Source organism: Pseudobacillus sp. 179-B 2D1 NHS, assembly GCF_045370945.1.
Taxonomy (GTDB): Bacteria; Bacillota; Bacilli; order Bacillales; family Domibacillaceae; genus Pseudobacillus.
Genome location: NZ_JBIQDP010000011.1, coordinates 38,394 through 63,643 on the forward strand (window position 1 = coordinate 38,394; position 25,250 = coordinate 63,643).

The window sequence follows — 25,250 nt, forward strand, 5'->3', positions numbered from 1 at the left end:
ATAAATAAAGCGAGGAATATATAGAGAATGAACTTATTTACCTATTCTAGTTTGATCGGAGAGAAAAATGAACATAAAAATTAAAGAATTACCGGGATTTGATGTGGCGTTTATTAGGCGTACGGGAAGTTATTTTGAACCGCAGGAACACTGGGGAAAGTTGATCGATTGGGCAGCGAATAATGGGCTTTTTCCGCCGAAGCAGTCTTTCATAGGAATCTCCTTAGATAATCCGAGTATAGTTGAGAGCCACAGCTGTCGTCATGATGCGTGTGTAACCATTCCTCAAGACTTTGAAACAGAGAAACATAAACAAGTGCAATTTAGAAAATTAGCGGGAGGGGTATATGCAGTATATTCATTTTGTGATGCGCCCGAGAAATTGAATGCCGCGTATCAATACATGTTTGAGGATTGGCTGCCGCGAAGCGTCTATCAGGCAGATTATGAGAGGCATAACCTGGAATTTAATTTAAACAACCCAGCGGAAGATCCAGAAGGAAAATGCAAGGTTGACCTGTATGTTCCTATAAGATAGGAAAGGAATCATTCGTTTTTCTCTACTCCTTCTTCATTAGTAAGATTTTTTATCGAATAAACGCTTTATAAGCTTTAGATTAAGTTCCTTTACATAGAAGTGCACTATTTTGGTAAATAAAAAGAGAAATAGAATCAATTAAGGAGCTTCTAACTCTTGGCTTATGTTATTCTTAGGAAGAGAATGAGTAATGGAGGCTGTTCAATCTATGAAGATATCAATTACGAGAGCCCTGGCAGAGCTAAAACTGTTAGATAAACGCATTCAAACAACAATGAATCAAACTCCTTTTATTAGTTATGCTGTGGGCAATAAGCCTGTTAGCGGATTTGCTACGAATAAAGAGTTTGAAGATAAAGCCAAATCGGCTTATCAATCCACACTTGATTTGATTAAGCGCCGAAATGCTATTAAATCTGCGATTGTTTTATCTAATGCTATGACGCAAGTTGAAATTGCGGGCAATCAGTATACAGTAGCAGAAGCTATTGAACGGAAAACATCTATTCAATACGAACAGCAGCTTCTCCGAAAAATGAAACAAGAATTTTCACTGGTTACCGACCAGGTAGAAGATATCAATGATGAAGTAAAACAACAGTTAGATCGCCAATTGGAAGTATTGTATGGTCGCGAAGCGAAATTAAAAGCAGAGGAAAGCAATGAGCTGACCAAAAGTTATCGGGAAAAACATGAGGCGAAAATCGTTGACCCGTTGAAGCTGCGACAGGAATATGAAAGATTAGAACAAAAGATTGATGAGTATTTAACAGAAGTCGATTTTGTGCTATCGACATCCAACACATTGACAGAAATTGAAATTCCTGAGTAAATAGAGATGGTTAGTTAGCCGAAAATCAATAAAACTGAACAGGTGCCAGCGGCTTCGACCTTACAGCCGCTAACTTTTATCATAATGAGGTTATCTAAAACATTTAGTCATGCGAAGCTATCGCATACTTGGATAAAAGTTCAAAGCTCAAAGCTCAGCCCTTAGAGTTCAGGAATCAAACTTCTTACTATTCAAAGCTAAAGATTCATAGTTCATACGTTCGATAAAATCCATGAGAACGGCTAATGCGGTGGTTGTTCATCGACCGTGTTGGTTGCCGCATGGCTGGCTGGCTAACGATTATACATATTAAGAGGCTTAATGAAGCGATGGCTACTATATATAGTAGCCATCGCTTTTTTATGGATGCAGTTTGGCTTTTAGACGGCTCATTTTTTGAGAGGGCCGTTCCATGCTACGTGAGATAATCAAGGTTAAACGCCTGAATTTCACTATTGATGAGCGGTGACACACACAATTTGGACATCAAGCTTTTCCTCCTGAACCAGTGCAGGTTAATCAACCCCATTAATTCCTAGTAGATGAATAGCAAGGAAAGCGATATTGACGAAAACATTATCAATGATTCCCATTTGCTAAATCGCTTAAATTATAGTTATTCCTCTCTTTTCCCTTTCAGATAAGTTTATTGTAAGAGAAAAGAGAGAGGAGTGTAAGAATGGAGTTATAAAATGAAATGAGTCAGGGAAACAAAGAGAGGAAGATCTCTATGGATAATCAGCAGAAGAAGCTAGTTGAAAGTGAGGGATCCATGAAGGACGAACTGGAAAAATGGAAGTATTTAGCGTTACACCATGAGCTGACAAAGCTGCCTAATCGTCGTATGTTTTATATGTCAATAGAATCATATATGAAACGTGCCCAACAAGCTGGAAACAGCTTGGGAATCGCTTTGATTGATATTGATGAGTTTAAAGGGATAAATGATCTATTTGGACATTCGGCGGGAGACCGGTTTCTCATTGAGACAGCTAAACGCTTAGAAGCGCTAGCAGAGTACGGCATTGATGCCTTCCATTTAAGCGGTGATGAGTTTTTATTGTTAATAGAACAGGATGATCACCTAGAAGAAAAGATGAATCAAGTAAAAGCAGTATTCGATACATCCTTCCTCGTAAAGGATAGTCATATTTCTATTCGTGCAAGCATAGGTATCAGCCTTTATCCAGAACAAGGCCAGGATATAGATAAACTTTTGGAATATGCCGATCTGGCTCTCTATCAAGCTAAATCTTCGATGCATCACCAATGCTGCTTTTGTTATTTTACTCCGCATTCTCCAAAAGAATAATTATATAATTGCCAACAAACCATCGATTAAGAGACTGGAATCTCTTGGGAGACTTAAAAATAAAAACCTCGCTTATAAGCGGGGTTTTTTATTGCCAATGTTTTTTTTCAGTTTCTTAATCTGGCTCCTGGATGGTTAAAATACATATCATCATTAGTTGAAAATTTATTGGTTTTAGGATTTATACCTGTATTCATCATTCTTTCATCATGAGCAATGATCAATAAATGAGTGGGTACATCCTTCCTTACATAATATAGATCAGTATTCTCTCCGGAATGAGGATAGCCGTCGACCATACACAAAGAAGTATTTTCAGATAAAGCTCACCAGTCAGGCTGTTTTTGCTATGGGAAAGTTGATTTCCCGCAAATGTATGGAAGCCTAATTTTTCCTAGTTATATAGAGGGGAGGATCTCTATCACTAATGAATCAAATAAATGATGGGACAATCATTCTTTTTTGATCTAGTGATTGTCTAAGAATCCACATTATACGATACACCCTGCCATTTTCAGTTGATTAGAAAATTGAGCGAAATGCCTTTCCAGTTATTGCTAAAACGCCGACACGAATTGTCCACTAGAAGAATAGTAATATTACATGCAAGGTTCATTGAAGTGAAAAATTTTAAAACTGGGAGGGTTAAAATGAACGTAAATGAACTATTAGCAAAAGCGGATCGGCGCTTGAAAGATGTTCATCCGTTGCTCGCAGAGAAAGCGAGAGAGCTTATTAGACAAGCGCATAGTAAAGGAATCTATATCCTTATTACTCAAGGATTGCGAACGATTGCTGAGCAAAATGAATTATATGCACAAGGACGTGAGAAACCGGGGGAGATTGTTACAAATGCCAAGGGGGGCTACTCTTACCATAACTTTGGATTGGCTTTCGATTTTGTTATTGCGTCGTCGGATGGGACAGCCGTATATTGGAACGAAAATGTTGATACCAATAAAGACGGGAAAAAAGACTGGTATCAAGTGGGGCAATTAGGTAAATCACTCGGACTTGAATGGGGAGGAGATTTTCGCAGTTTTAAGGATCCTCCGCATTTTCAGCTAACATTTGGCTTATCTCTTGCAGAACTCCGATCAGGAAAGAAGCCGCCGCCATCTGGCAGCTACACACCTCCTGAAAAATCTTATCTTGAGCAAGGAGACCGAGGCAACAAGGTAAAAGAATTGCAAGGAAAACTTGTTAAGCTTGGTTACGATACAGGGGGTGTGGATGGGATTTATGACAACGCTACCGCTAATGCTGTGATGGTTTTGCAAAGGCGTACTGGACTCCAAGCCGATGGTATCACAGGTGAAAAGACGCTGGCTAAGATAGAGGAACTGTTGAAAGAGTTAAAGGAAAATAACAAAGATACAGAAAAGGAGGAACCAAACGTGGAATACAAAAAAGATGCGGCTGCATCCCCGCGCTTCAGAGAAGCCCAGAAGTGGGTTAAAGAAAAGGGCATATCCGATGGTACTTACCCACAACGGCCGGTGACAAGGGAAGAAGTATGGTCTATGTTATATAGAGCAAGTCAAATGGATCAATAAACTATGTTAAAAGGAAGCCTCTACGGAAAGAATGTTGCAGAGAACTAAACCGTACTTCCATCTCCAATGAATGGGGACTTAGGGGTGTGACAAAGGTATAAGAAGAGGAAGTGGCTGGTTGAAATTTATAGGTGAATAGAGTGAAGTGTTAAAGTATACCAGAGTTGCTCGGGAAAAGGGAAATGCTACTAGGCTCATAAATTAGCAAGTAAAGTTCGAGTTTTCTAATTGACACAACCTTTAATCTCCTCCCGATTATTTATGATGGATGATTAACTTTATTCACCTGTTGCTAAGATGATCTTTTCATCCTTGCTGCTGCTATTGCTACAATTAACCGCCGCCAGTAGAAAAACTATAAACAATGGGGAACTTTCTTTCAATTTCTTCGTATAATTGTGTTAACAGAATAAGGAGGACGGTGTCATGTATACTCTTGAAGGAAATGGAGATTGGTTATTCACGGCTGTTCCTGTTGTTATAGGGCTGATTTTTACGGTCGCTCTTATCGGCATTATAGTTAACGGATTCAGAGGGCTTAGCCAATGGAATAAAAATGAGCATTCTCCCCGTTTGTCTGTTCCTGCAAGCGTGAAGGCTAAACGAATAAATGTTACAAGACATAATCAGTCATATGATGAGAATACTTACTCTAACAGTTCCTCTACGACTTACTTCGTTACATTTGAATTTGAGAGTGGCGATCGATCAGAGTTTCGTGTTCCAGGCAAGGAATATGGACTGATGGCAGAGGGCGATATAGGAACTCTAACTTTCCAGGGAACGAGATACATCGCATTTTCCAGAGGAAAGCCGACTGAACTATCATAGGCAGGGCTTTTCGGAGGAATAAAATAAGGACTTACGCAAACATTGAATGGAACTGGACAGTGTCTGAAGGTAGAGACAGCGAGTATGAATAAAGAAAAATGACTTGAGGCTGGCACAGTTTTATAGGAACAGCTTAAGGAAGAAAAGACAGAGGACTTCAAAGGAAGTTGAATACTTGGGTATACAGGAGAATTTGAATAGAAATGAACAACGAAGCATCCTAAAAGGGTGTTTTATTTTTGGAGCAAAACAGTCTTATGTACTCTATTTTACTGTTTTAAGCAAGAGTCCTATAAGAACATTCTTCCATTTGTTTCTTTAATGCACTGGAAGAGGATTTACTGCTTTAACAGGTTGAGGGAAGACTAGAGTGAACGAATAAATCGGGAGTTTATCCGCTATATTGTATTTATCATTTGCTTATATTGCACATATTATCTAGAGGAAAATGAATACTAAATTTGGAAGCTAAAAGAGGTGATATAAATGAAACAGTGTCCGTTGTGTAATTCATTTAAAGAATTGGAATTGTATTGCCCGGATTGCGGTTCCCAATTAGATGATTCGGGCAAAGTATCCGATTTTTTAGATCCATACGGCCATTATAACGATGAAGAAACAGTAAAGATGGGGGACGGCTATCCGAACACAGCGAGAGATCAGATTTGTCCCCATGTAATGTATTGTCATAATTGTGGATATGATGAGGTAAAGCTTGTTCAAGAAGAGTAGCGGATGAACCTGTATGTTTCTTTATTTCTTGCGCCTGTATGATTATCAGTAGCACCTGCACAACTGATAATAACCACAGCGATCTGTCTTGCTGTGGTTGTTATTTGATCGTTTGCTTTTCATCCTCCGGTTGTTTAATCATGGCATAGGCAAGATACACTATCAGCCCAACAAACAAACCGGTACCAGCTAAAATATAAACGATTGTAAACACCTTGCCAAACGCTGTTTGAGGCTCAAAATTAGGATGGCCAACTGTACTGAGCGTCACAACGCAAAAATAAAGAGCTTCTATTATACTTAACCCTTCTTGCTTAACATAAAAGATCGTTCCCGATAGTAAAAAAATCAAAACTAAAGTGAAAAGCACTTGAAAGTTCTTCAATTTAAAAGCATGTTTTAGGGCTTTTAAAAATCGTTTTAAAGTTAGCAAAAAAGAAATCATTATTACTTCTTATCCCCTTTATGTGGCAAAAGTTTGTTTAATGTAAAAAATTATACTATATGTGAAAGTATGCGCTATAACAAAAAATAACAAACAAGTGAACAAAAATCGGCGAATTGAAGAATGGAAGAGCACTTGGTTTAAATGGAACAGCCAGTATTTGTAGTGAATGTGACAGTGGAATTTTTATTGAGAGAGAATCTTACCCAAATAAAATAAGAGAACCCGCTGACTAGTTAGATCTTCAGCGGGTTGTTATCCTCTCTATAGATTATAAGAACAGAGGAAATAGTGTTAAAGTTTACTCATCTCTCGCAAGCAATGCCATCTTTATCTCTGTCAAGCTTTGAATTTGACTTATAAAGGGCTGCAGATACTGTGGGCTTATACTTAGTTTTGCCGCCTTTATTTTTTACCTTGGCGTCTTTGGCGACTCCACCTTGATAGGATTTGTTTAGTTCCGTACAGTTTTTATAAGATTTTGCCGCTGCATCCACAGTGGAAGGAGTGACGGCTGAAACTCCTAATATTAGGGACGAAGATAAGATTACTGTAGCAATACGATTCATAATAAATCGGCTCCTTTAATTCATGTGTAGTTACCTCTTAAAAATCCAATCATCTTTATTGCACTCCAGCTAATTTTTTAGCAATTCTATCTAAACTTTACACATAAAAGATGAAATGTACTTTCTTCCATTTTCCTACAACTTAATTGGGGATTCCAGATCATTTTTTCGTCAAATAACGACAAAAGGTCTAGAGGGGAGATAGTTTATTGGGCTTATATGCCTGATTTTGCGCAGATAAAGCTAGGGGCATAACCTAGTCTCTCTTGTATTTCGTGACCTGGGGAGTCATTGGTAAAGATTGTATCAACTGAACAGAACAACGAAGACGAATTAGCGATTATTTTTTAGTAAAGGGATGATTGGTTTAACGACGTGAAGAGGGATAGACGAAAGGAAGGGGCGAAAATCAGAAATACGCTCAGAGATCATACTGATGAAGCAGTGTTCCAAGTGTAAGTATCTAGGGAAGCAATTGAACATGAAGATTGAGGAATAGTGGACATAAGCGGTGTGAAACATTACAAAAAGCACACGAATGCTGTTACGCAGTTCATAAAATATACGAAGGAGGGGAGGGTGTGCAACTTATTTTAAATGATTGCTGTAGACATTGCTTGTTTTGGTTTGAGAAGCAACATGCAGATGTTATGTAGATGGATAATCGAGAATTTACCGATACATTATGCGATGAACGGATAGTATAAATCAAACTAGACATTATAGCAGAATTTCGAAATCGGCTATTAACGAAGGAGCATTTTATGTAGTTGTCTTTGAGCTGTCGTATTTGTGAAAGGCTAGCGAAGATCCATGGTTGGCCAAAAAATATGGAAAGCTTAATGACTTGCAGCAATTGGATAGTAGGAAAGGTTTCAATAAGTGTATGCGCGTTCTTAAAACAAATAGAGAGTAGAGCGAGGATCAAATAAAATTACACGAAATTGAGAATGAACAGCTCATGATAAATACCCTGCTTAGTAGCAGGGCAGTATTCATCTATGGCTTTAATCGCTGCTGGCTGATCCACCAGTCAATGTGATCTAAATTAAAAATAATGAGGTGTTTTAAAGGTCTGAGGTGAGGGAGTTCTTTTTTTAATAATAGATCGTTGACCTGTTCTTCCGTAAGTGGAAAATCCACGAATTCTAAATAAGCGATTAAATTCTTTATGCCATGAACTTTTCTCATGTAATCACCTCCCACCGGGTTTTCCTTATTCAAACCAAATAAAGAAAGCTCAGTGCTAGATATTAGATGAGAAAGCTTAATAACTTGGTACCCCTTTTTCTATAAAATACACCTATAACTTATGAATGTACTTTTATGGCGTAGTACTTTAATGGAGTCACAGATCAAGCCTTTTCCTTTCTCATTCTACAATTTTAAATGGAGCAGCAAGTGCGCCTATAAGAGCTTGGTATTCACCCGGTGTAAGCTCGTAATTTAGATCATCAACATTAAGGATTAAGGATGATACTTCATTTGGAAGGTGAATCATTCCTTGCTCTGTGAAGACTTTTGCTTTCATTGGCACCTTGCGCCATATACCGTCTACCTTTTTTACAAGAAACACGTGAGCAAATGTCATGTATTCTTTATCACTTTCATTATAGATCTCGACAGTGATCACCTTCACTGCAGCTGGGTACTTAGCTTTCTCAGTTTTGATAGTAACCCCATTTTCCGAGTTAGAGTGCTTTTGAGCAGGATATTTTTCTAGGTTCGATTCATTTATTTGGCATCCAGTGGAAACGAGGAGTAACGCTGCGAGACATTGACGAACAGTTCGGTTGTTCTAAGTCATTGTAGTTCGGTGAAAAAAGTGAGGTTCCACTATTCCGTTTTATTCTTCCAAGTAAGGAAGTAAATGGTATAATAAGTGTGTACATAGAGTGGGGGTTATTAAAATGAACAAGATTAAAAAATTGTTGGTATCTGGGATTGCGGCAGCCGGACTCCTCATCTCCGGCGTGTCATTTAATATAGAGGCGGCTCCAATCAAAACTGATAGAGTCGTTGCTTTTGGGGACAGTAACACGTCTGGATCATATTTGCCGAAAGAGTTCCCGGATTATCCTGACTGCAACTGGCCTAACGTTGCAGGTGTGATCAATAAAGGCGTAAGCGGAAATACAACGGATCAAGCCATAAAGAGATTTAAGAAAGATGTGCTAGACCTAAATCCAGCAGTTGTTGTGATTATGTTTGGACTAAACGATGCATTGATTAACCCTAAAACTGGACAACCACAAGTTAGTAAGGCTCAGTTTGAAAGAAATCTTGCCAGCATGGTCTTACAGTTAAAAGAAAGACCTGCTAAAGTCATATTGATGACTAATCTGCCTGTGAATGAGGGAGTATATTATCAATTCCATTCAGCAAGCAATCCTAAAGTGAGAGCATTATACGCTGATAAGGGCGGCCTACGCAAATGGGAGAACAGCTATAACGATGTGATCCGAAAAGTGGCAAAGGTGCACAAGGTTCAACTCGTAGATAACTATGCGAATGCCGTATTGAAAGCTGGAAATGCGACAGATACAAAGATTTCAAAAAGCGGGTTAGTTGATCCGCTGCTAGGCTTCCATTGGACGCCAAAAGGACATAGCATGGTCGCTTATTCTGTAAACTACTATTTAAATAGGATGTTTCCCTACGTCTAAATAAAAATTCACTATATCACATGAAAAAATTCGACTTCTTCACTCCGCTAGAACGATCTATAATGTGGAAAATATAAAAACTTAATACACAGCCTAACAGAAAAATCAAGGGCACTAAAACTTTAAGGCAGGTTGCAACTGCTTGATTGTTTGGAACCCTCCTTTATTTTAGAAAATAGTATAAAAAGCAGCGAGTAGCTATAACATATCATCTTGCTGCAGCGCTTGGACCATCTGAGCATTGGAGATTTGAAACAAAGGTTGAGAAAAATCCTGCGTTAAATCAGGATTTTTCTTTTTTGTTGTGATAAGGTAAAACTCCATTCATCTTTCTTTGCTAAGGGCCAGGTTGTGGGGTAACCCGGTTGATGGATTTGAAAACGGATTGTGAAGAATTCCATTTGAACTATCAAGATATACTAGCAATCCAAGGAAATAAGTTGAATTTAAATAATAAATACAGTGGAACTCACTCATTATTAATTAACGAACATAAACTTACATAATCAATTCCGTATAGAGGTGGATGTATATGCCTAAAAGTGACAATCTACTAGCAATTCTATGGATGCTTAGTTCAGGTAAAAAAGTTACTGCAAAACAAATTTCAGAAAAGCTAGAGATGAATATAAGAACGGTGTACCGTTATATTGATACACTTTCAACAAGTGGCGTACCTATCATTTCAGACACAGGCCATAACGGTGGATATACTTTATTGAACAATTTTCTTGAAGCTCCTCTTTTTTTTGATTTTGAGGAGCAAACCGCCCTATGTCATGCTGCTATTTTTGCAGAAGAAGCCGGATATTATGGAGGTGAAGCACTAAAAAGGGCTATTTCAAAGCTAAGCAAATATTCAAATCAAGAGCAAGAGACAAAAATAAACCAACATGTAACCAGTCTTGAAGTAATACGTCGATTAAGTTCGCTTTCTATGGAACCTTTGTTAAAGGACTTGGAGCAGGCCGTAGCTGACGGATACTCTGTGAAAATTCTATACAACAGAAGTGGCGAAGAGCAATCAAAGTACAGGTTGGTTGATCCATACAGAATGATTTATTGGAATAATAAGTGGTATGTGATTGGATTTTGTCACCTCAGGAATGACATCCGTAGTTTTAAAATAGAGCGGATTGAAAATCTAATGTTGACCGAAAATAAATTTACTCGACCAGAAGAATTTTCCGCACGTGACGTTTTTATGAAAAACCTTCTTCCAACGATAGAAAATAAGAAAGAGATTATTTCTTTGGTTATAAATGGAGAGGCAAGGGCGTTGAGTGATGTTTGCGGACATTGGTTTTTAGAACATTATTTACAAGAACGAACTTCAAATCAAGCAGTATTTCTTCTTGAAAAAGATATCCTCCATACATATGTACCTTACTTACTTTTACCGTACGGTCAATCTATCGAAGTTATTCAGCCAATAAGCCTTAAGGAGCGGCTTATTGACATTCTGTCGGAATTAATAAAATTTCATCAAGTAAGATAACTTCCCTGACATTAGCTGTCAGGGAAGTTATCTTATAATAAGCTATATTACTTGTGATTGGAGTGTTATTAGATGCAGACCCCAAAAGTTTATCTTTATGTATTCAATACAATGTCAGACTGGGAATACGGATATTTAATTGCCGAACTACACTCAGGGAGATATTTCAAAAAAGATGTAGCGCCTTTAAAAGTAGTTACAGTAGGAGCGAATAAAGAAATGATTACTACGATGGGAGGACTGAGCATAAAACCAGATATTTCCCTTAATGAGTGTACTCTTGAGAGGAAAGATCTTTTAATTTTACCTGGAGGGAACACGTGGGGAGAAGAGCTTCATCAATCTATCCTGCAAAAAACTGGTGAAGCTTTAGAACTCGGCACTATTGTTGCTGCCATTTGCGGTGCAACGGAGGGTCTCGCAAACATGGGATACCTAGATTCTAGAAAGCATACAAGTAATAACTTGGAATATATGAAAATGGTTTGTCCTAATTACAATGGAGAAAAATTTTATGAGGGAAGATCCGCGGTATCCGATGAGAATTTGGTTACTGCCTCAGGAGTAGCTCCTCTGGAATTCGCAATGGAAGTACTGAAAAAACTAGATGTATGTGCACCAGATACATTACATTCCTGGTATAACCTACATAAGACTCATCAACCTGAATACTTCTTTCAATTGATGAATTCAGTAAATGAATGAGTTAATAAAATTAACTTAGCAAATTTATACGAATTTAAATAATTGCCATGCTTGAAATTATGTTAAATCCTAATTTTTGTATACAACTTAAAAATATTTATGGAAGTAAAAAATCACATTAAATCTTTTTGAACGACGGTGGGCTTTTTCTTTGGGAATGAGGATGAAATGGTCTTCAAGAATCGGGCGCTTTAGTTGAGCCAGATAATTACTTACAGACTGATCGGTTTTTGCTGTTCAGTCTATTTTTCTTAATAAGCCTTCTCCTATGGAGAAGGCAAAGGTTTATTGATTTTCAAGGATTTAAAGTTTCCTGAATGCAATGATCAAAATGGATTACACGGCATTTACTCCTATGGTGGCCCCTGACATCCAGAATCGTTTCCGTATCCCTATAAAAAAAAAAATAAATGCAGAAAGATAGAAGTCAATAAGTGTATAATGATAAAAAGTTTTCACCTTCCTAGAGAGTAAAGGAGGTTTATAGGACAGCTAATGATTTTTTATAGTGAATACAAGGAATATAAGAATAGATAGTTAAAAGAGACAGGCGGGCGCTATTCGTTTCTATTACAAAAACGAAAGAGCTGCCCGTTTGTTTTTCAAAAATATATAAGCAGGTGTTAATGTGAAAAGAAGATTGTTGGATATTTTAACGATTATGGTAGGGTCCTTTATTTTTGCTTTGGCGATTAATGTTCTTATCATTCCTACTAACCTTGGAGAAGGCGGAGTAACGGGGGTTGCGCTTATCTTCTATTATTTGTTCGAATGGTCTCCTGGACTTGTAACCCTCGTGGTAAACAGCCTTTTAATTGTGATTGGCTATAAATTTTTAAGCAAGACCTCTGTTCTTTACACGATTATTGCTGTTATTTTTAACTCTCTCTTTCTCCATATAAGCCATGATTGGCGGGTAGAGGCATCGGATATGCTGGTGAATGCGATATTTGGCGGCGTTCTTGCAGGACTCGGCATCGGGATGGTGATTAGAACAGGCGGGACAACAGCTGGGTCCACGATTCTTGCCCGCATTGCCAATAAATATTTCGGATGGAGTATCAGCTACGGGTTGCTGTTCTTTGACCTCATTGTAGTATTTTCCTCATACTTTATCATCGGAACAGAGCGTTTGATGGTCACGATTGTCATGCTTTATGTCGGAACAAAAGTTATGGACTTTATTGTGGAAGGAATGAATCACAAAAAAGCGGTCACCATCATCTCGAAGAGTCATGAAGAAATTGCTGAGAAAATTAACCAAAAAACACATCGAGGCATCACGGTATTGACAGGATACGGCTATTACACGAAAGATGATAAAAAAATCCTTTATGTCATTATTCATAAACAAGAGGTGCTGATGCTTAAGAAAATTGTGAAAGCCATTGATGATGAAAGTTTTGTGGCCATCCATGATGTGCGGGATGTTATCGGAAAAGGATTTATGGACAGTGCAAATGTATAAATAACAAAAACAGGCGAAAATATCTTTATTAAAAAGGGATAGAATCAGCGAAGCTGTCACCCCCCATAGGAAGTGTCAAATTAATAATAAGTTGTTTAAGGTTTCAAAATTAAATATCCTATACGCTGGACATTTCAAACCATTAGTTTTAAAGATCATCTTCTTATCAGGTGAGGAAATTTTATTATCTGGGGAGAATGATACAAACAGTGCATGGAGCGTCCAATTTGATAGTAAAATTATCGATATATTTACATTCCTTCATTGAGCACCCTTTAGGGTGCTTTTTTCTATGCTCTAACACACGATTATTACCCCGAGCATGGCTGCGGCACCCGGGGATTGACGAAAGATTGTATGGGATTCTTTTAACTATTTTTAAGTGAATGTGAGAAATAGTCATCAGAGGGATCTCCAGGAAGTGTATCATGATCGAGCACTTTAGATTGATATATTAAATCAGAAACCGTAACACATTGATAGCCGGATTTGTCTAAATAATCCAGTATCTTGTCTAATGCCCGAATGGTTTGAGTGCGATTGCCGCCAGCATCGTGAAGGAGAATAATATCGCCAGACCGCAAATGTTTAATCACGTGATTGCTAATTTTGTTTGCAGGCAGTCGAAGCCAATCTTTAGGATCCTGATGCCAAGACCACATGACGACAAGATGGTTCTTGTCAGCAGCTGTGGTCATGATGGAGTCATTATACATGCCTCCAACAGGGCGATAAAGTGAGGTTTCCTGGCCCGTGATTTTTTTTACCGTTTGAGCGGTTAAATCGATCTCTCTTTTTAACTTTTTTACGCTCTTGCTTCTGTCATAAATATGGGTATACGTATGGTTGCCCACCTCATGGCCTTCTTTCACCGTTCTTTTTAAAACATTAGGATATTTATTTGCATTTTTCCCGGTGACAAAAAAAGTGGCTTTTGCCCTATGCTTAGCCAAAACATCCAGTATTTGCGGAGTGTAGGTTGGGCTTGGGCCATCGTCAAAAGTGATGGCTACAACTTTCTTTTTAGTAGCCGTTTCCCATATGGCTTGACCTGACTTCTCATATTCCTGACGACTGCTCATATGGGCATCTGCAGACAATACAATGGAAAAGCAACCAATAAAAAGAGTGCAAAAAAAGACCATATATTTCAGCAAACCACATCGCCTCCAGCTTGAGATAGGATGTTGAATTGAATACAGATACAAACAGCTGGTTTTACATTACACATTGAGCAAGCATTGTCTATAGATGTATTTACAAAATAAAGAGAAACCATAGAAGTCGGGAAGGTTCCCGGCTAACCAAAAGCAATTTTGAATAAAGCAATGAGGGTATCTACCTTGATTATAGTTAGTGTCTCTCTCTAAAAAGAAAACATACAAAAAACAAGGATGTCTGTGACTTGCTAGATGGAGGTTCAGGTGAGGCCTTTCCATAGTTAAAAGGAATGATTAAAAATAACCACTTAAAATTAATAAAATTGTTCCTAAATGAATGGCTAAAACAAAGGCCCGTGATTATGGAGAAGAATAAAGGAAAACTATTCCATTTAATAATTGAATGATTCATTCGGAGCCCTGTCGAAGAAGGAGTTGAGTTCATTTGAAAAGAGGGAGGTGAAACCTTTTACATCTTGATTAAAAAGCTGGACTTCATTTTGAAGTCCAGCTTTGTTTTTACTTCGTCCTCTAGAGGAGCAAGGTGATACAGTCTAGGCCTTTTTTCAATTTTATTTGTCGCGAATAGTCAAGATATATTTTCCATGTACTAAGAGTAAAACAATACACATAGCGATGATGGAAAACAACTGAGAATTCTGTGAGAGCATGGAGTAGATGACAGCGGCTGCAATTGCAACTGTCAGCGCAATGCTTAATAAGTTATACGATTTATATAAACCATGCATAATAATATGTTTTTCCCCTTCATCAGAGATTTCCAAAAGCTTTTCCGAAAACTGCGTGTCAGAAAGAGGGGGGATCTCACGATCGGGATACACAAATTTCATTAACTGAATCATATAGGCAGTAAACGCATAACCGACAATCAACAGAATAATTGCTAGGATAACCAAGACTATATCCATTTTACAAACAAGGGTGAAACTTAACGCTAAAAACGATAAAACGGTACTGGATTGAGCAAATAAGGAGTAGTCTGAAAACTTTTTATATTTTAGTTCCCCAGCGGCATCTTCTTCCTCACCCGTAAGCTCTGTATTATGCAACTGTTTAATTTGTTTGCATAACAGCAAGCTCCATCCCAGCAGGATAACGTTTAGAGAAAACAAGCAAATAACGGCGGGTTTTGCGTAATGTGAAAAATCAATGGTAGAAAAGTTCAGGGCGCTAATTGCTATAATAAATCCCACTATGGCTCCGATCAACAGTTGCTTGATTATTTTCATTTATAATTCATCCTCCTCAAAGAAAAATACATTTTCTACAGGCTCCCGGAATATCCGTGAAATACGAATGGCAATTAAGAGAGAAGGGATGAACTCTTCGCGTTCGATTAAACTAATTGTTTGTCTAGAAACTTTTGCCAGTTTGGCGAGCTGTGTTTGGTTCAAGCCATCCCGAGCTCTTAATTCCTTAAGACGACTTTTCATAAAATTTCACCTCTTGCCATTGATTGTAAAGTATAATGGTTATTTTGACAAGTATATTTGTCAAAAAAGATGGTATAGTAGTCAAATTATAAGGACGCTCTATTGGTTTGAGGGGTTCTGCGCTTAAGTTATATAGATGAAGAGAAGGGTTTAGGAGAGCTTGTTATCAAGTAGTAGACATAAATAAGAGACAATTTTTTGCTTATCCATTCAACCCTCTTTTTTTAAAGTGCTAATTTTCATTGTCTTGCAAGTAATATTATAGTATTATTGTCACGCATTCCCAAGGCATCTAGGAAGACTAGACTATAAGAAAAGAGGGGGTACTTTATGAGTACTACAATAAATAAAAGCACACAAGTATTGGATTCAGCGGCTGTATTATCATCACTTGAAACGAATCTTGCCATGATAGAGTTTGATATTAATGGCAAAGTGATATGGGCAAATAAGAATTTTGCGCAGGTATTAGACTATGATGTGAATGAATTAGGTCATATGATGCATAAACAATTTTGTACGGCAGAATTTAGAGAAAGCGAAGAGTATGTTGAACTGTGGAATAATTTACGGGCTGGAAAGAAGTTTCAAGAAAAGATACAGAGAGTAGGGAAAAATGGAAAACTCATTTGGCTAGAAGCTACCTACATCCCCATCTTAAATGAAGAGCGGAGGGTAGACGCTGTTCTTAAAATTGCTACTGATATTACAGAGCGAGAAATTAAAACAGAGAGTGTAGTTTCTAAGTTAAACAATGTGTCCACAGAACTTGGCGATTTGGTTGTTGCAAAGTCTAAAGAAAATATGCAAGCTCTTCAGTCATTAAAAGAACAAACTACATTGATCAGTGAGCTATCTAAAACAATCAAGAATATTTCCTCACAGACGAACATGTTAGCTTTAAATGCTGCTATAGAGGCAGCACGTGCTGGTGAGCACGGAAAAGGTTTTAAAGTGGTAGCTGATGAAGTTCGAAAATTAGCAGGAAATGTTTCAGATGCTATCGTTAAAGTGAATAATAACGTTGAGAATATAACCCAAGAAGTGGTGAAGGTAAGTGACATCACAGAGAACTTGCAAAGCTTAGTAACGGAGACTCAATTGAAAATTAGTGAAACGATGAAAGAGTTCAAAAATATTAACGAATAAACGTTCAGTTTAATCAATAAAGTAAATAGGAATGCCTGGCTGCTGGTTTTTGGGATGTGATGGGATATGGCGCAGTGTAAAGCATCTAACAGAACAGGCCTATTTTACGTAAAAAAAGGAAACAGTTGAAATGATCGCAGGAATAATATAACTATTCAGTTAATTTTATATTGACAACTAGAGTTCACTCATATAGTATGGCATATAATTACATAATGAAAAAGCGAAGATTGGAAATAGTAGGAGGTTTATAATCTTTTCAGAGAGTCGATGGTTGGTGAAAATCGACAGTTATGGCCTTTGAACTCATCCAAGAGCTGCTCCCTGAACACACGAAGTAAGTAGGGGGTGCCGGATTTCTCCCGTTATGCAGATAGGTGGTGATGGCCACCGAAAATGAGAGGGTTAATGTAGTTTGATTAACCAATTAGAGTGGTACCGCGAGCAAAGCCTCGTCTCTATATTTTATAGAGACGAGGCTTTTTTTATAAATTAACGATGTTAAAGGAGTGTTTTTTACATGACAAGGAAAATTTGGGTATTTGATACGACTTTAAGAGACGGAGAACAAGTTCCGGGCGCAAAATTAAATTTATACGAAAAACTGGAAGTTGCCAAGCAATTAAAAAACCTCCAGGTAGACATCATTGAAGCTGGCTTTCCTTCTTCATCGGCTGGCGATTTTAATGCCGTGAAAGAAATTGCCATGAAGGTAGGAAACACAGATGAGGTAATGATTACAGCATTAGCAAGAGCCGTACAGTCTGATATTGATGCGGTATATAATAGTGTGAAATATGCGGAAAGCCCGCTTATCCATATCGTGTTAGGCACATCAGATGTTCACTTAGATAAGAAGTTTGGCAAGTCGAAAAGTCAAATTTTGGACATGGGGGTGGATGCTGTCAAATACGCCAAAACACTTCTTCCGAATGTCCAGTACTCTACAGAAGACGCGTCACGCTCAGATTTTGAATATTTGTGGGCAACGATAGAAGCTGTTGTAAAAGCAGGAGCCACAATGATTAATGTGCCTGACACAGTTGGCTTTGCAGAGCCGGAAGAGTTTGGTGAGTTAATATACAAATTAAATGATCGCTTGAAAAATTTAAATGACCGAACACTTTTAAGTGTCCATTGCCATAATGATCTTGGAATGGCTACTGCCAATACGTTAGCGGCAATCAAAAATGGGGCGGATAAAGTGGAATGTACGATCAATGGAATTGGAGAGCGTGCAGGAAATGCAGCATTGGAAGAGGTGATAATGGCGATAAACACACGTGCGGAAGTTTATCGAGTCCACACGAACATTAATACAAAAGAAATAATGAATACTTCAAGAATGGTAAGTGGATTTATGGGGCTCGATGTACAAGTAAATAAAGCGATTACAGGAGAGAATGCTTTTGCTCATTCTTCAGGCATCCATCAGGATGGTTTAATCAAGTCAAGAGATACTTACGAAATCATCAATCCGGTTGCAGTGGGGTTAGATGACATGGAGCTTGTATTAACCGCTCGTTCTGGTCGGCATGCTGTGAAAACGGCAATTGAAAAATTGGGCATCCATCAGTTTACCGATGTGAAATTTGAAGAAATCTTTGCCGCTTTCCTTGAGTTAGCTGATGTTAAAAAAGAGGTGTATAATCATGACTTATATGTGATTATTGAAAACTGTTATAAAAAATATAACAGCCAGGAAATCCATCCATATAGCGACAATTTCTATGAGCTAATGGATCTGCAGGTCATCAGTAATACCAATTTCCCATCCGCCAGTGTAGAGTTGAAGAAAGCGAATCAAACAATAAAAGGCAGTGCCGTAGGTTCCGGCCCAATTGATGCACTATATTCTGCAATCAGCAATATATGTGATTTAGATATTAAGCTAATTCAATATGATATAAAGAGCATTTCAAGAGGCAAAGAAGCATTAGGAAAAGTGAAAATTCAAGTGGAGTTCAGAGGAGAAAAGTATATCGCCAAAGCATCAGATACCGATATCCTAAAAGCAAGTGCCGAAGCCTACATTAATGCCATCAATAGCATCGTTATCGATCATTTACTTCCAGTGAAATGATTAATAGGTGAATGTAATAGCTACTTGAGAGCCGAAGAGGTGGGAGGGGCCGTAACAGGCGATAAAAACTAAAGTCATTTTTAGATGGGGGAGGCCTTCTGTACTCCCGGATTCGTCAAAGGTTGTTGATAAAGAGGGAGGGGAAGAAGTCTAGGATACTAATTTCTTTAGGCGGAATGAGACGATGGAAAGAGGGTTTTTCCCCTCTTTTCCCTTCTTTTAGAAGGGACTTATTTTCAATTTAAATTGTTTTTCGTATGTCATTCTTCTTGCATCGTATCAAGTTTAATCACGAGATGAAAGGGATTTTCCTCGCTTTGTTCTATTCGTTATTTTCTTTCTTTATCCCTTCACTTGTTCATTTATGTATTAATACAAAAAGTTTGATCTACGGATACCCCAATGAGGTTTTGATAATTCCATCCAAAGTGCTTTGAACGGACCGCTGGAGAGAGGTTGTTTATTCACAATTGTGATGTGTGCCAAAAGATGCAAGTACCAGCATTTTTCCAACCGCAAGCTTATCAAAAAGATCGAGTCTGCCTGTGATGAAAACGGTATTATTTTTAGAAACGACATGCTAAAATGAGAAAAAATGAATAAAAAGGCAGGACTTTTTTTGTATGGCTAATTCTAAAGTAATGACAGTCATGGAAAGAATAGCAAAACTATACCGACATAAGGATTATATGGACGATAAGAGCTTTGTTAAAACGAATCATATTTTTTTATTGCATAGGTTGAAAATAGCATCCATTATTTTGCTGATTTTATACGCTTATTATTTATATGTGGATGTTATTTTGGTTAATGATTTAAAAGATCCTAGTTTTAGATACACGCTGATCGCGCTCCATTCTGCTGGTTTTCTCTTATCGATTTTGTATCTTTATTTTTACCGCAAGATAAAAAATAAAGGATTCATTTTCACATCTATGTGGCCCGCTTTCCTTATTAATACGTACGTTATATTTTATGTTTTCATGGGAGCAATGGCTTCTATTAATAGTCAAAGATTAACTGGAAATGTTGATGCTTATGCGATTATTCTGATTAGTGTAGCTGTCATACTTCCTATAAAGCCTAAACATGCATTTTTCATTTTTTTGTTTAACCATGCGGCTTTTCTTATAGGCCTTTATATGGTGAATGAAGATAAATACACTCTTATAGCCAAACAAATCAATACAACCATTGCAGCAATTATAGCCTTTTTTATTGTTCTGACGTTTTATGCAAATCGAAGAAGCCAGTTTATTCATAAATTAAAAATAAAAGAAAACGAAGCAAGCTTTCGGAAGTTATTTGAAGTCAATCCGTATCCGCTGCTTCTTACTACAATCAGTGATGGCAAGATTGTGTTGATTAATCAAAGAGCCATCGATTTTTATCAGCATTCATTTGGACAGATAGAGCCATTTGACGGAAATCTGATTTATAACAATTTAGAAGAGAGATTCTTCATTGTTAAACAACTTAGTAAATACGGCAGCATCAAAAATCATATTGTCGAGCAAAATATATCTCCTGACGTGACTAAATGGCTTTCTGTAAACTATGAATTGATTGAACATGAAAATGAGAAGCATATTTTAGCTGGAGTAACCGATATAACGAATTTTAAAAAAGTAGAAGCTGAACTGAGAAGGCATGCCTCGGTAGATATTCTTACCGGCGTAATAAACAGGAGGAGCGGCACGGAAATTTTACAGAATGCCCAAAAACAACATAAAGAATTTATTTTGTGCTTTATTGATATAAACAATCTAAAAGAGGTGAACGATAAATACGGTCATTCAGAAGGAGATGAATTGATTAAGTCGGTTTGTCAGGAAATAACAAAGCATATAGAAAAAGAAGATGTTTTCTTTCGGTATGGCGGGGATGAGTTTATTATCGTCTTTTTTAATAAGCAAATGTCTGCGGTCCATAAAGTATGGGATGACATCCTTGTTGCTTTTGGTGAAATGAACGAATTACACAATAAGCCGTACAGCGTCTCAGTCAGCCATGGTTTTTGCTATTATGAATCAGGGACGGATATTTCTTTGGAAGAAGCGATTAACCTTGCTGATACAGACATGTATAAAGAAAAATCTAAATCTAAACAAAGTAAAATTTCTATATAGAGCAGAGTACATGTCCTGTTTTTTATAAAGGGATACATCCGAATGAACGGATGTTTTTTACTTCTCTTTCAATTGTCTGCAAACAGGTGATAATTTTGAAGCAGAAAAATAAACATAGAACCGCTCAATCATCTTAGCTATTGAGCGGCAGCATGTATCTCTTCTTATTTTTTTACAGCGTGAATATAATGAATCGTTTCAAATGAAGTTAAATAATCCGTTCGGTGACTGAAAAATTGTTCATTTATTTGAGCTGGTGATAAGTGCTCATAGATAAGCAACCCTACCTCTTCTAATAACCTCTCGATTTCAGCGTAAGAGAAGCATGATTTCATAGGTTCTCCGCTGGCAGCGGCCATTTCCACCATGTTTGCTACTCTATTCGATAATCCTTTTTCCTTAAACAGTTTTTCGTCTGCATAATCAAATACGATCGAGCTGCCTGACGGGATATTTGCAAATAGGTGTTTAAATAATTTTTTTATTTCATTTTTGCTTAAATAATAGGAGACTCCTAACAAACTAAAAAAGGTTTTTTGATCTTTAAACCCTTGTTTGACTAATTCCTCGTTAGAAAACTGTTTCGTAAAATCCATTGGAACGAAGTGAAGATGATTGGGAATTTCTAGGGCTGTACTCGCCAGTCTCTCTTTTTTGAACGCTTGCATAGATGGATGGTCAATTTCAAATATTTCCAGGTTTTCAATTAATTCCGGGTGGCGAAAACAGAATGTATCTAATCCAGCGCCAAGGATCACATATTGTCTGGCACCTAATTTGATTTCATGGTTTAAAACTTTTTCGCAAAATGCTGCTCGTGCTAAGGGAGTAGGGGAAAGCTGGACTTGGGTAATCCATTTTATAATTTCATCTGGATCGTTGTTAAGCCTCTGGGCGATCTCTTTGTTGAAAAAGTAAACGCCTTGAATCATATGCTCTCTAATCTCCGCAAACTCTTTTTTAGAAATGAACTCTTCGGCGATAAAGTCGTCAAAAACTTTAGGTGAGTCATATTTACTATGATAGGCACGGCCAAAGGCTGATATTAAGGCTGTTAAACTTACCTGGTTTTGATTCATGCAATTTCTCTCCCTTATAAAATAAAATAAGATTCCCCTGGCCAGGAGAATCTTATTATAGATGATTGAATTTTAATTGTAAATTATAGCATAAATAAATTTTTTTGTCAATGATTTCGCTTGTTCTTTCGATGGTCCCTCTTATCAAATAGCAGGAGAAAATAGCCAATCAATTTTTCTGAGAACACAATGAAATAGAGGAATGAAAGAAGAAGTCTGAGGAGGGGGAAACGACTTTATTGTGGGGTGTACTTTTTTAAATACAAGAAAGATATCTTTGGAGTAAAAAGGGATTTGTTCTTTTTGGGTAAGAGAAAATGATTCGTTAGGTTCGCTTCTAAACGATCAAAAAGATATAAACTGTGTAAGTCAATAAAGCGTCATTCCGAAAAGATAAGGCGGTATATCGTAATTAAACGACTTTCTGCAAGCTAACCTTCTTTATCCCGCTCGTGCTTTCGGCGTCATGTCAAGATGGTAGATAGTGAATTAGTAATATTTTGTAATTAATATTTTATGTTAAAATAAGCCAGAGGAGGGGATCACTATAAAAAGATTGATGACAGGTCTAGCCGTAATAGTTTTATTTTTCATGCTCTCCATTCAGTCGTCCACTTCCACAGCAAGGGCTGCTAGCAGTCCTAGCTTAATGGAGCAAGTGCAGGCGCTTATGGATGCTGGAGTCATGGAAGGCTATCATGATGGAACATTGCGACTCGATTCGTCAGTCACAAGGGGACAATTTGTGGCGTTTCTAGTAAGAGCTCTGGATTTGCCATCTGGTGACTCTGGATTTAAGGATGTAGGCCCCGGCAGCAGTTTATATAAAGATATCAGTGCTGCGAAAAAAGCGGGGCTTCTTTTAGGAAATGCCGAGGGCTATGCGCTCGCCAATGATCCGGTCACACGTTCGGATGTAGCTGTTATGCTTGATCGGGCCATGCAGCTAAAAGGAGAGTACCCAACAAAAGCTGCACTCACGTATAAGGATGCAGCAGATATTACCCGGTACGCCTATGAATCTGTACAGCGCATGACTCATTACGGACTCATTAAAGGAACAGCAGATAATTATTTTTTACCGAAGAAAATTGCTACACGCGGTGAATCAGCCGTGTTTGTGTATCGATTGATGGAAAAGCTTGATTTATTCTCTGGAAGCAAGGATCCGATTACGATTCCTAAGCCGATCGATTCCTCAGAGGTTGTCGTCCCAGTCAATGACTACCAATATATTAAAGTAAGAATGAATACGCGCGGTGTACCTCTTACATACGACAAACGTACGATAGATGCACATATTCGCTCAACTGATTATCATTATTACTATCATATGGGAAATGCCTCTAAGCCGCTTGGCTCCTTGAGAGTGACATTGAGAAAGTTGGATAACGGCGATGTATTCGCCTTTACAAAATTTATCCATAATGGAAACAATACATACTCAGCATCTGTCATTGTGCCGTTTCAGCAGTCGGATAATTATTCATTGGCTAAATATAATACGTTCGGCCAGGTAGATCAAAAGCATGATGATACATTCGGTGTTGATAAAACGTCACATCCGACCGGCATTTTATCAGCGAAAAAAGGCAATGCGGTGGTCAATGAAATGATGATCGGCAAAAACTATATTTCCCTTCATCGCCAGCATAATTACCCGACCGGGGATAAATCTGTTCTTCGCGAGCTGATTGAGGAGCGGGAAAGCTATCAAATGTACACGGATAAAGCGCGCAACCTCGTTACGACGCATGTCAACGTATCTGTCCGCTCTAAAGCGATTTCGGAAAACTGGATACTGTTATCGGATAAGCGTTTATTTGCCAATGATAACAACAGAAACGATTGGTTTAAACGGACGATCAGCCAATATACAACTATCAACAACTGGCTTACGGCGGACGGAGCTTACACGAAACTGCCATGGTCAATTGAGCCTGGTTATAAGATGGGATACGGCCGTAACATCACGCGCCTTCAAGGGGGAGTGTATTTAACAGCCTATACTGGCAATAAGGAACGCTACTTTTATGATCTTGTCATTAATGCAGTGGCCGATTTGGATGTATTCTCTAGCGGAGCGATCACAGCAGGAAAGAATCCGATCTTTCCGACGGAATATACAAGTTCGTTGCTTAAAAAAACATACGGTCTAACTGCTCCCTATGTTGACACTAGATTGAATGAAAACGCCGCTTTGTTCTTGAAAAACACTTCCGAATCGTTATCTATTCGAGAGCTTCAAGGCACCAACATTCGTTATGCTGATTATTTGGTGAAACAAAAAAGCCTCGGAAACATTATCCCAATCACAGCTTCTAGCTATTTAATCGCTGATTATTATGGGATCGGAAATAATCATGCCAAAACACATGCGTCACTCAATCACGCACTCGGTGAGATGCGTTTCTTGCTCGAAACATATAAGCAAACGAATCATCCTGCTTACTTGAAAACAGCCCGTGAAATTAAAGCGGGTATTGAAGCGCTTCATCCAAAGTGGATCCGCTCTAATGGTGATCTTTGGTACCGAGTAAGCCCAGCAAAGGCATTTGGAGGCGATGACTACCCTCATTTGACCCTAGCAGATCTGCTGTTAAGCCAAAATATATTTGCCGAAACAGGCATCCCGCGCAGTATAATATTTGACGAAATGATTCGCTCAAAAACGAAGTATATGGTTAACAATAAGGTGCCGATACCGGCCTTTATCGTTCAACTTCTTCGTGAACAAGGCTTCGGCAGCCTGATTAATAGCACATACCAATCTAGCACAAACAAAGCAGATATTGAAAAACGTCCTAAAGATTCGCTTGATTTGCTAGCAGAGTGAAGTTTATGTGGTGAAAATTTCTTTTCATATCCAATATCAACGTGAATTCTATCCTTTCTGTTTGCCAAATAACAATAAAAGGCGAAGGGCGATCTTTTGTAATTAGGAAAGAAATTCGCGATTCGAAAAAAGAAGCTTACGGGATTGTTTTAAAGAAAAGATTCAATAATATATGAAAAAGACCATTCTTAAAGTAATTATTTTAGAA

At 37.9% G+C, this 25,250-nt stretch carries 23 protein-coding genes and 1 other annotated feature; of the genes, 15 read left to right on the top strand and 8 right to left on the bottom strand.

All coding sequences use genetic code 11. The features are described 5' to 3' along the window. Positions 1-67 precede the first annotated feature (67 nt). The 7 genes from ACH0BF_RS12440 to ACH0BF_RS12470 all read left to right on the top strand — a co-directional run bounded on the left by ACH0BF_RS12440 (position 68) and on the right by ACH0BF_RS12470 (position 5,801). On the top strand, positions 68-538 hold the full coding sequence (locus ACH0BF_RS12440; RefSeq protein WP_120032151.1) for an AraC family transcriptional regulator: 471 nt from the start codon (positions 68-70) through the stop codon (positions 536-538). Between the two features lie 208 nt (positions 539-746). Next, the gene (locus tag ACH0BF_RS12445; RefSeq protein WP_120037789.1) at positions 747-1,370 is read left to right on the top strand and encodes a hypothetical protein; all 624 of its coding nucleotides are present in this window, start codon (positions 747-749) and stop codon (positions 1,368-1,370) included. A 245-nt stretch (positions 1,371-1,615) separates the two neighbouring features. Beyond that, entirely contained in the window at positions 1,616-1,798 is a 183-nt protein-coding gene (locus tag ACH0BF_RS12450) for a hypothetical protein (protein WP_142927210.1), read from the top strand. 302 nt (positions 1,799-2,100) lie between these two features. Beyond that, positions 2,101-2,682 carry a GGDEF domain-containing protein gene (locus ACH0BF_RS12455; RefSeq protein WP_340853681.1) on the top strand — a complete coding sequence of 194 codons (582 nt, stop codon included), beginning with the start codon at positions 2,101-2,103 and terminating at the stop codon, positions 2,680-2,682. A 650-nt stretch (positions 2,683-3,332) separates the two neighbouring features. Continuing rightward, complete coding sequence (locus ACH0BF_RS12460; protein WP_340853683.1) at positions 3,333-4,238, top strand: peptidoglycan-binding protein; 906 nt, start codon at positions 3,333-3,335, stop codon at positions 4,236-4,238. Between the two features lie 426 nt (positions 4,239-4,664). Beyond that, positions 4,665-5,069, top strand: coding sequence for a DUF2500 domain-containing protein (locus ACH0BF_RS12465; protein ID WP_406909431.1), 405 nt, complete (start codon positions 4,665-4,667; stop codon positions 5,067-5,069). Positions 5,070-5,555: 486 nt separating this feature from the next. After that, entirely contained in the window at positions 5,556-5,801 is a 246-nt protein-coding gene (locus ACH0BF_RS12470) for a hypothetical protein (protein WP_340853686.1), read from the top strand. Between the two features lie 100 nt (positions 5,802-5,901). On the opposite strand, the gene ACH0BF_RS12475 is transcribed toward ACH0BF_RS12470, so the two are convergent. The 4 genes from ACH0BF_RS12475 to ACH0BF_RS12490 form a co-directional block, all read right to left on the bottom strand. Then, positions 5,902-6,246: a potassium channel family protein gene (locus tag ACH0BF_RS12475; protein ID WP_120032142.1), complete on the bottom strand. Its 345-nt coding sequence runs from the start codon at positions 6,244-6,246 to the stop codon at positions 5,902-5,904. Positions 6,247-6,551: 305 nt separating this feature from the next. After that, positions 6,552-6,815, bottom strand: coding sequence for an excalibur calcium-binding domain-containing protein (locus tag ACH0BF_RS12480; protein ID WP_120032140.1), 264 nt, complete (start codon positions 6,813-6,815; stop codon positions 6,552-6,554). Positions 6,816-7,814: 999 nt separating this feature from the next. After that, positions 7,815-8,006: a hypothetical protein gene (locus ACH0BF_RS12485; RefSeq protein WP_340853687.1), complete on the bottom strand. Its 192-nt coding sequence runs from the start codon at positions 8,004-8,006 to the stop codon at positions 7,815-7,817. Positions 8,007-8,187: 181 nt separating this feature from the next. Beyond that, the gene (locus ACH0BF_RS12490) at positions 8,188-8,553 is read right to left on the bottom strand and encodes an immunoglobulin-like domain-containing protein (RefSeq protein WP_340856386.1); all 366 of its coding nucleotides are present in this window, start codon (positions 8,551-8,553) and stop codon (positions 8,188-8,190) included. A gap of 172 nt (positions 8,554-8,725) precedes the next feature. Here ACH0BF_RS12490 and ACH0BF_RS12495 point away from each other — a divergent pair, with 172 nt between their 5' ends. From ACH0BF_RS12495 to ACH0BF_RS12510, 4 genes are all read left to right on the top strand, one after another. Beyond that, complete coding sequence (locus ACH0BF_RS12495; protein ID WP_340853688.1) at positions 8,726-9,481, top strand: SGNH/GDSL hydrolase family protein; 756 nt, start codon at positions 8,726-8,728, stop codon at positions 9,479-9,481. A gap of 532 nt (positions 9,482-10,013) precedes the next feature. Then, positions 10,014-10,979 (top strand): helix-turn-helix transcriptional regulator, encoded by a 966-nt coding sequence (locus tag ACH0BF_RS12500; RefSeq protein WP_340853689.1) that lies wholly within the window; start codon positions 10,014-10,016, stop codon positions 10,977-10,979. 72 nt (positions 10,980-11,051) lie between these two features. After that, the gene (locus ACH0BF_RS12505) at positions 11,052-11,684 is read left to right on the top strand and encodes a type 1 glutamine amidotransferase family protein (protein ID WP_120032130.1); all 633 of its coding nucleotides are present in this window, start codon (positions 11,052-11,054) and stop codon (positions 11,682-11,684) included. Positions 11,685-12,312: 628 nt separating this feature from the next. Then, the gene (locus ACH0BF_RS12510; protein WP_120032128.1) at positions 12,313-13,152 is read left to right on the top strand and encodes a YitT family protein; all 840 of its coding nucleotides are present in this window, start codon (positions 12,313-12,315) and stop codon (positions 13,150-13,152) included. Positions 13,153-13,520: 368 nt separating this feature from the next. Here the strand turns inward: ACH0BF_RS12510 and ACH0BF_RS12515 are convergent, their stop codons facing one another. From ACH0BF_RS12515 to ACH0BF_RS12525, 3 genes are all read right to left on the bottom strand, one after another. Further along, positions 13,521-14,309 (bottom strand): polysaccharide deacetylase family protein, encoded by a 789-nt coding sequence (locus ACH0BF_RS12515; RefSeq protein ID WP_340853693.1) that lies wholly within the window; start codon positions 14,307-14,309, stop codon positions 13,521-13,523. 575 nt (positions 14,310-14,884) lie between these two features. Continuing rightward, complete coding sequence (locus ACH0BF_RS12520; protein ID WP_340853694.1) at positions 14,885-15,562, bottom strand: DUF3169 family protein; 678 nt, start codon at positions 15,560-15,562, stop codon at positions 14,885-14,887. Then, positions 15,563-15,766: a helix-turn-helix transcriptional regulator gene (locus ACH0BF_RS12525; RefSeq protein WP_340853695.1), complete on the bottom strand. Its 204-nt coding sequence runs from the start codon at positions 15,764-15,766 to the stop codon at positions 15,563-15,565. It lies immediately after the preceding gene. A gap of 330 nt (positions 15,767-16,096) precedes the next feature. On the opposite strand from ACH0BF_RS12525, the gene ACH0BF_RS12530 reads away from it, so the two are divergent. The 3 genes from ACH0BF_RS12530 to ACH0BF_RS12540 all read left to right on the top strand — a co-directional run bounded on the left by ACH0BF_RS12530 (position 16,097) and on the right by ACH0BF_RS12540 (position 21,127). Next, positions 16,097-16,915: a methyl-accepting chemotaxis protein gene (locus ACH0BF_RS12530; RefSeq protein ID WP_120032117.1), complete on the top strand. Its 819-nt coding sequence runs from the start codon at positions 16,097-16,099 to the stop codon at positions 16,913-16,915. 217 nt (positions 16,916-17,132) lie between these two features. After that, positions 17,133-17,378: a binding site (T-box leader), on the top strand. A 57-nt stretch (positions 17,379-17,435) separates the two neighbouring features. Continuing rightward, positions 17,436-18,998, top strand: coding sequence for a 2-isopropylmalate synthase (locus ACH0BF_RS12535; protein WP_120032115.1), 1,563 nt, complete (start codon positions 17,436-17,438; stop codon positions 18,996-18,998). A 623-nt stretch (positions 18,999-19,621) separates the two neighbouring features. Next, positions 19,622-21,127, top strand: a complete 1,506-nt coding sequence (locus ACH0BF_RS12540) for a sensor domain-containing diguanylate cyclase (protein WP_340853697.1) — start codon at positions 19,622-19,624, stop codon at positions 21,125-21,127. A 164-nt stretch (positions 21,128-21,291) separates the two neighbouring features. Here ACH0BF_RS12540 and ACH0BF_RS12545 read toward each other — a convergent pair whose 3' ends face one another. Then, positions 21,292-22,206: a class I SAM-dependent methyltransferase gene (locus ACH0BF_RS12545; protein ID WP_340853698.1), complete on the bottom strand. Its 915-nt coding sequence runs from the start codon at positions 22,204-22,206 to the stop codon at positions 21,292-21,294. Between the two features lie 559 nt (positions 22,207-22,765). On the opposite strand from ACH0BF_RS12545, the gene ACH0BF_RS12550 reads away from it, so the two are divergent. Continuing rightward, positions 22,766-25,042 (top strand): S-layer homology domain-containing protein, encoded by a 2,277-nt coding sequence (locus tag ACH0BF_RS12550; protein WP_406909457.1) that lies wholly within the window; start codon positions 22,766-22,768, stop codon positions 25,040-25,042. Positions 25,043-25,250: the final 208 nt, after the last annotated feature.

Excerpts from the sequence above, each read along its gene's own strand:
- ACH0BF_RS12460 (WP_340853683.1), top strand. The coding sequence starts at position 3,333 with ATGAACGTAAATGAACTATTAGCAAAAGCGGATCGGCGCTTGAAAGAT.
- ACH0BF_RS12480 (WP_120032140.1), bottom strand. The coding sequence starts at position 6,815 with ATGAATCGTATTGCTACAGTAATCTTATCTTCGTCCCTAATATTAGGA.
- ACH0BF_RS12440 (WP_120032151.1), top strand. The coding sequence starts at position 68 with ATGAACATAAAAATTAAAGAATTACCGGGATTTGATGTGGCGTTTATT.
- ACH0BF_RS12505 (WP_120032130.1), top strand. The coding sequence starts at position 11,052 with ATGCAGACCCCAAAAGTTTATCTTTATGTATTCAATACAATGTCAGAC.
- ACH0BF_RS12535 (WP_120032115.1), top strand. The coding sequence starts at position 17,436 with ATGACAAGGAAAATTTGGGTATTTGATACGACTTTAAGAGACGGAGAA.
- ACH0BF_RS12470 (WP_340853686.1), top strand. The coding sequence starts at position 5,556 with ATGAAACAGTGTCCGTTGTGTAATTCATTTAAAGAATTGGAATTGTAT.
- ACH0BF_RS12485 (WP_340853687.1), bottom strand. The coding sequence starts at position 8,006 with ATGAGAAAAGTTCATGGCATAAAGAATTTAATCGCTTATTTAGAATTC.
- ACH0BF_RS12525 (WP_340853695.1), bottom strand. The coding sequence starts at position 15,766 with ATGAAAAGTCGTCTTAAGGAATTAAGAGCTCGGGATGGCTTGAACCAA.
- ACH0BF_RS12445 (WP_120037789.1), top strand. The coding sequence starts at position 747 with ATGAAGATATCAATTACGAGAGCCCTGGCAGAGCTAAAACTGTTAGAT.
- ACH0BF_RS12540 (WP_340853697.1), top strand. The coding sequence starts at position 19,622 with ATGGCTAATTCTAAAGTAATGACAGTCATGGAAAGAATAGCAAAACTA.
- ACH0BF_RS12450 (WP_142927210.1), top strand. The coding sequence starts at position 1,616 with ATGCGGTGGTTGTTCATCGACCGTGTTGGTTGCCGCATGGCTGGCTGG.
- ACH0BF_RS12455 (WP_340853681.1), top strand. The coding sequence starts at position 2,101 with ATGGATAATCAGCAGAAGAAGCTAGTTGAAAGTGAGGGATCCATGAAG.
- ACH0BF_RS12500 (WP_340853689.1), top strand. The coding sequence starts at position 10,014 with ATGCCTAAAAGTGACAATCTACTAGCAATTCTATGGATGCTTAGTTCA.
- ACH0BF_RS12495 (WP_340853688.1), top strand. The coding sequence starts at position 8,726 with ATGAACAAGATTAAAAAATTGTTGGTATCTGGGATTGCGGCAGCCGGA.
- ACH0BF_RS12465 (WP_406909431.1), top strand. The coding sequence starts at position 4,665 with ATGTATACTCTTGAAGGAAATGGAGATTGGTTATTCACGGCTGTTCCT.
- ACH0BF_RS12545 (WP_340853698.1), bottom strand. The coding sequence starts at position 22,206 with ATGAATCAAAACCAGGTAAGTTTAACAGCCTTAATATCAGCCTTTGGC.
- ACH0BF_RS12530 (WP_120032117.1), top strand. The coding sequence starts at position 16,097 with ATGAGTACTACAATAAATAAAAGCACACAAGTATTGGATTCAGCGGCT.
- ACH0BF_RS12550 (WP_406909457.1), top strand. The coding sequence starts at position 22,766 with ATGACAGGTCTAGCCGTAATAGTTTTATTTTTCATGCTCTCCATTCAG.
- ACH0BF_RS12520 (WP_340853694.1), bottom strand. The coding sequence starts at position 15,562 with ATGAAAATAATCAAGCAACTGTTGATCGGAGCCATAGTGGGATTTATT.
- ACH0BF_RS12475 (WP_120032142.1), bottom strand. The coding sequence starts at position 6,246 with ATGATTTCTTTTTTGCTAACTTTAAAACGATTTTTAAAAGCCCTAAAA.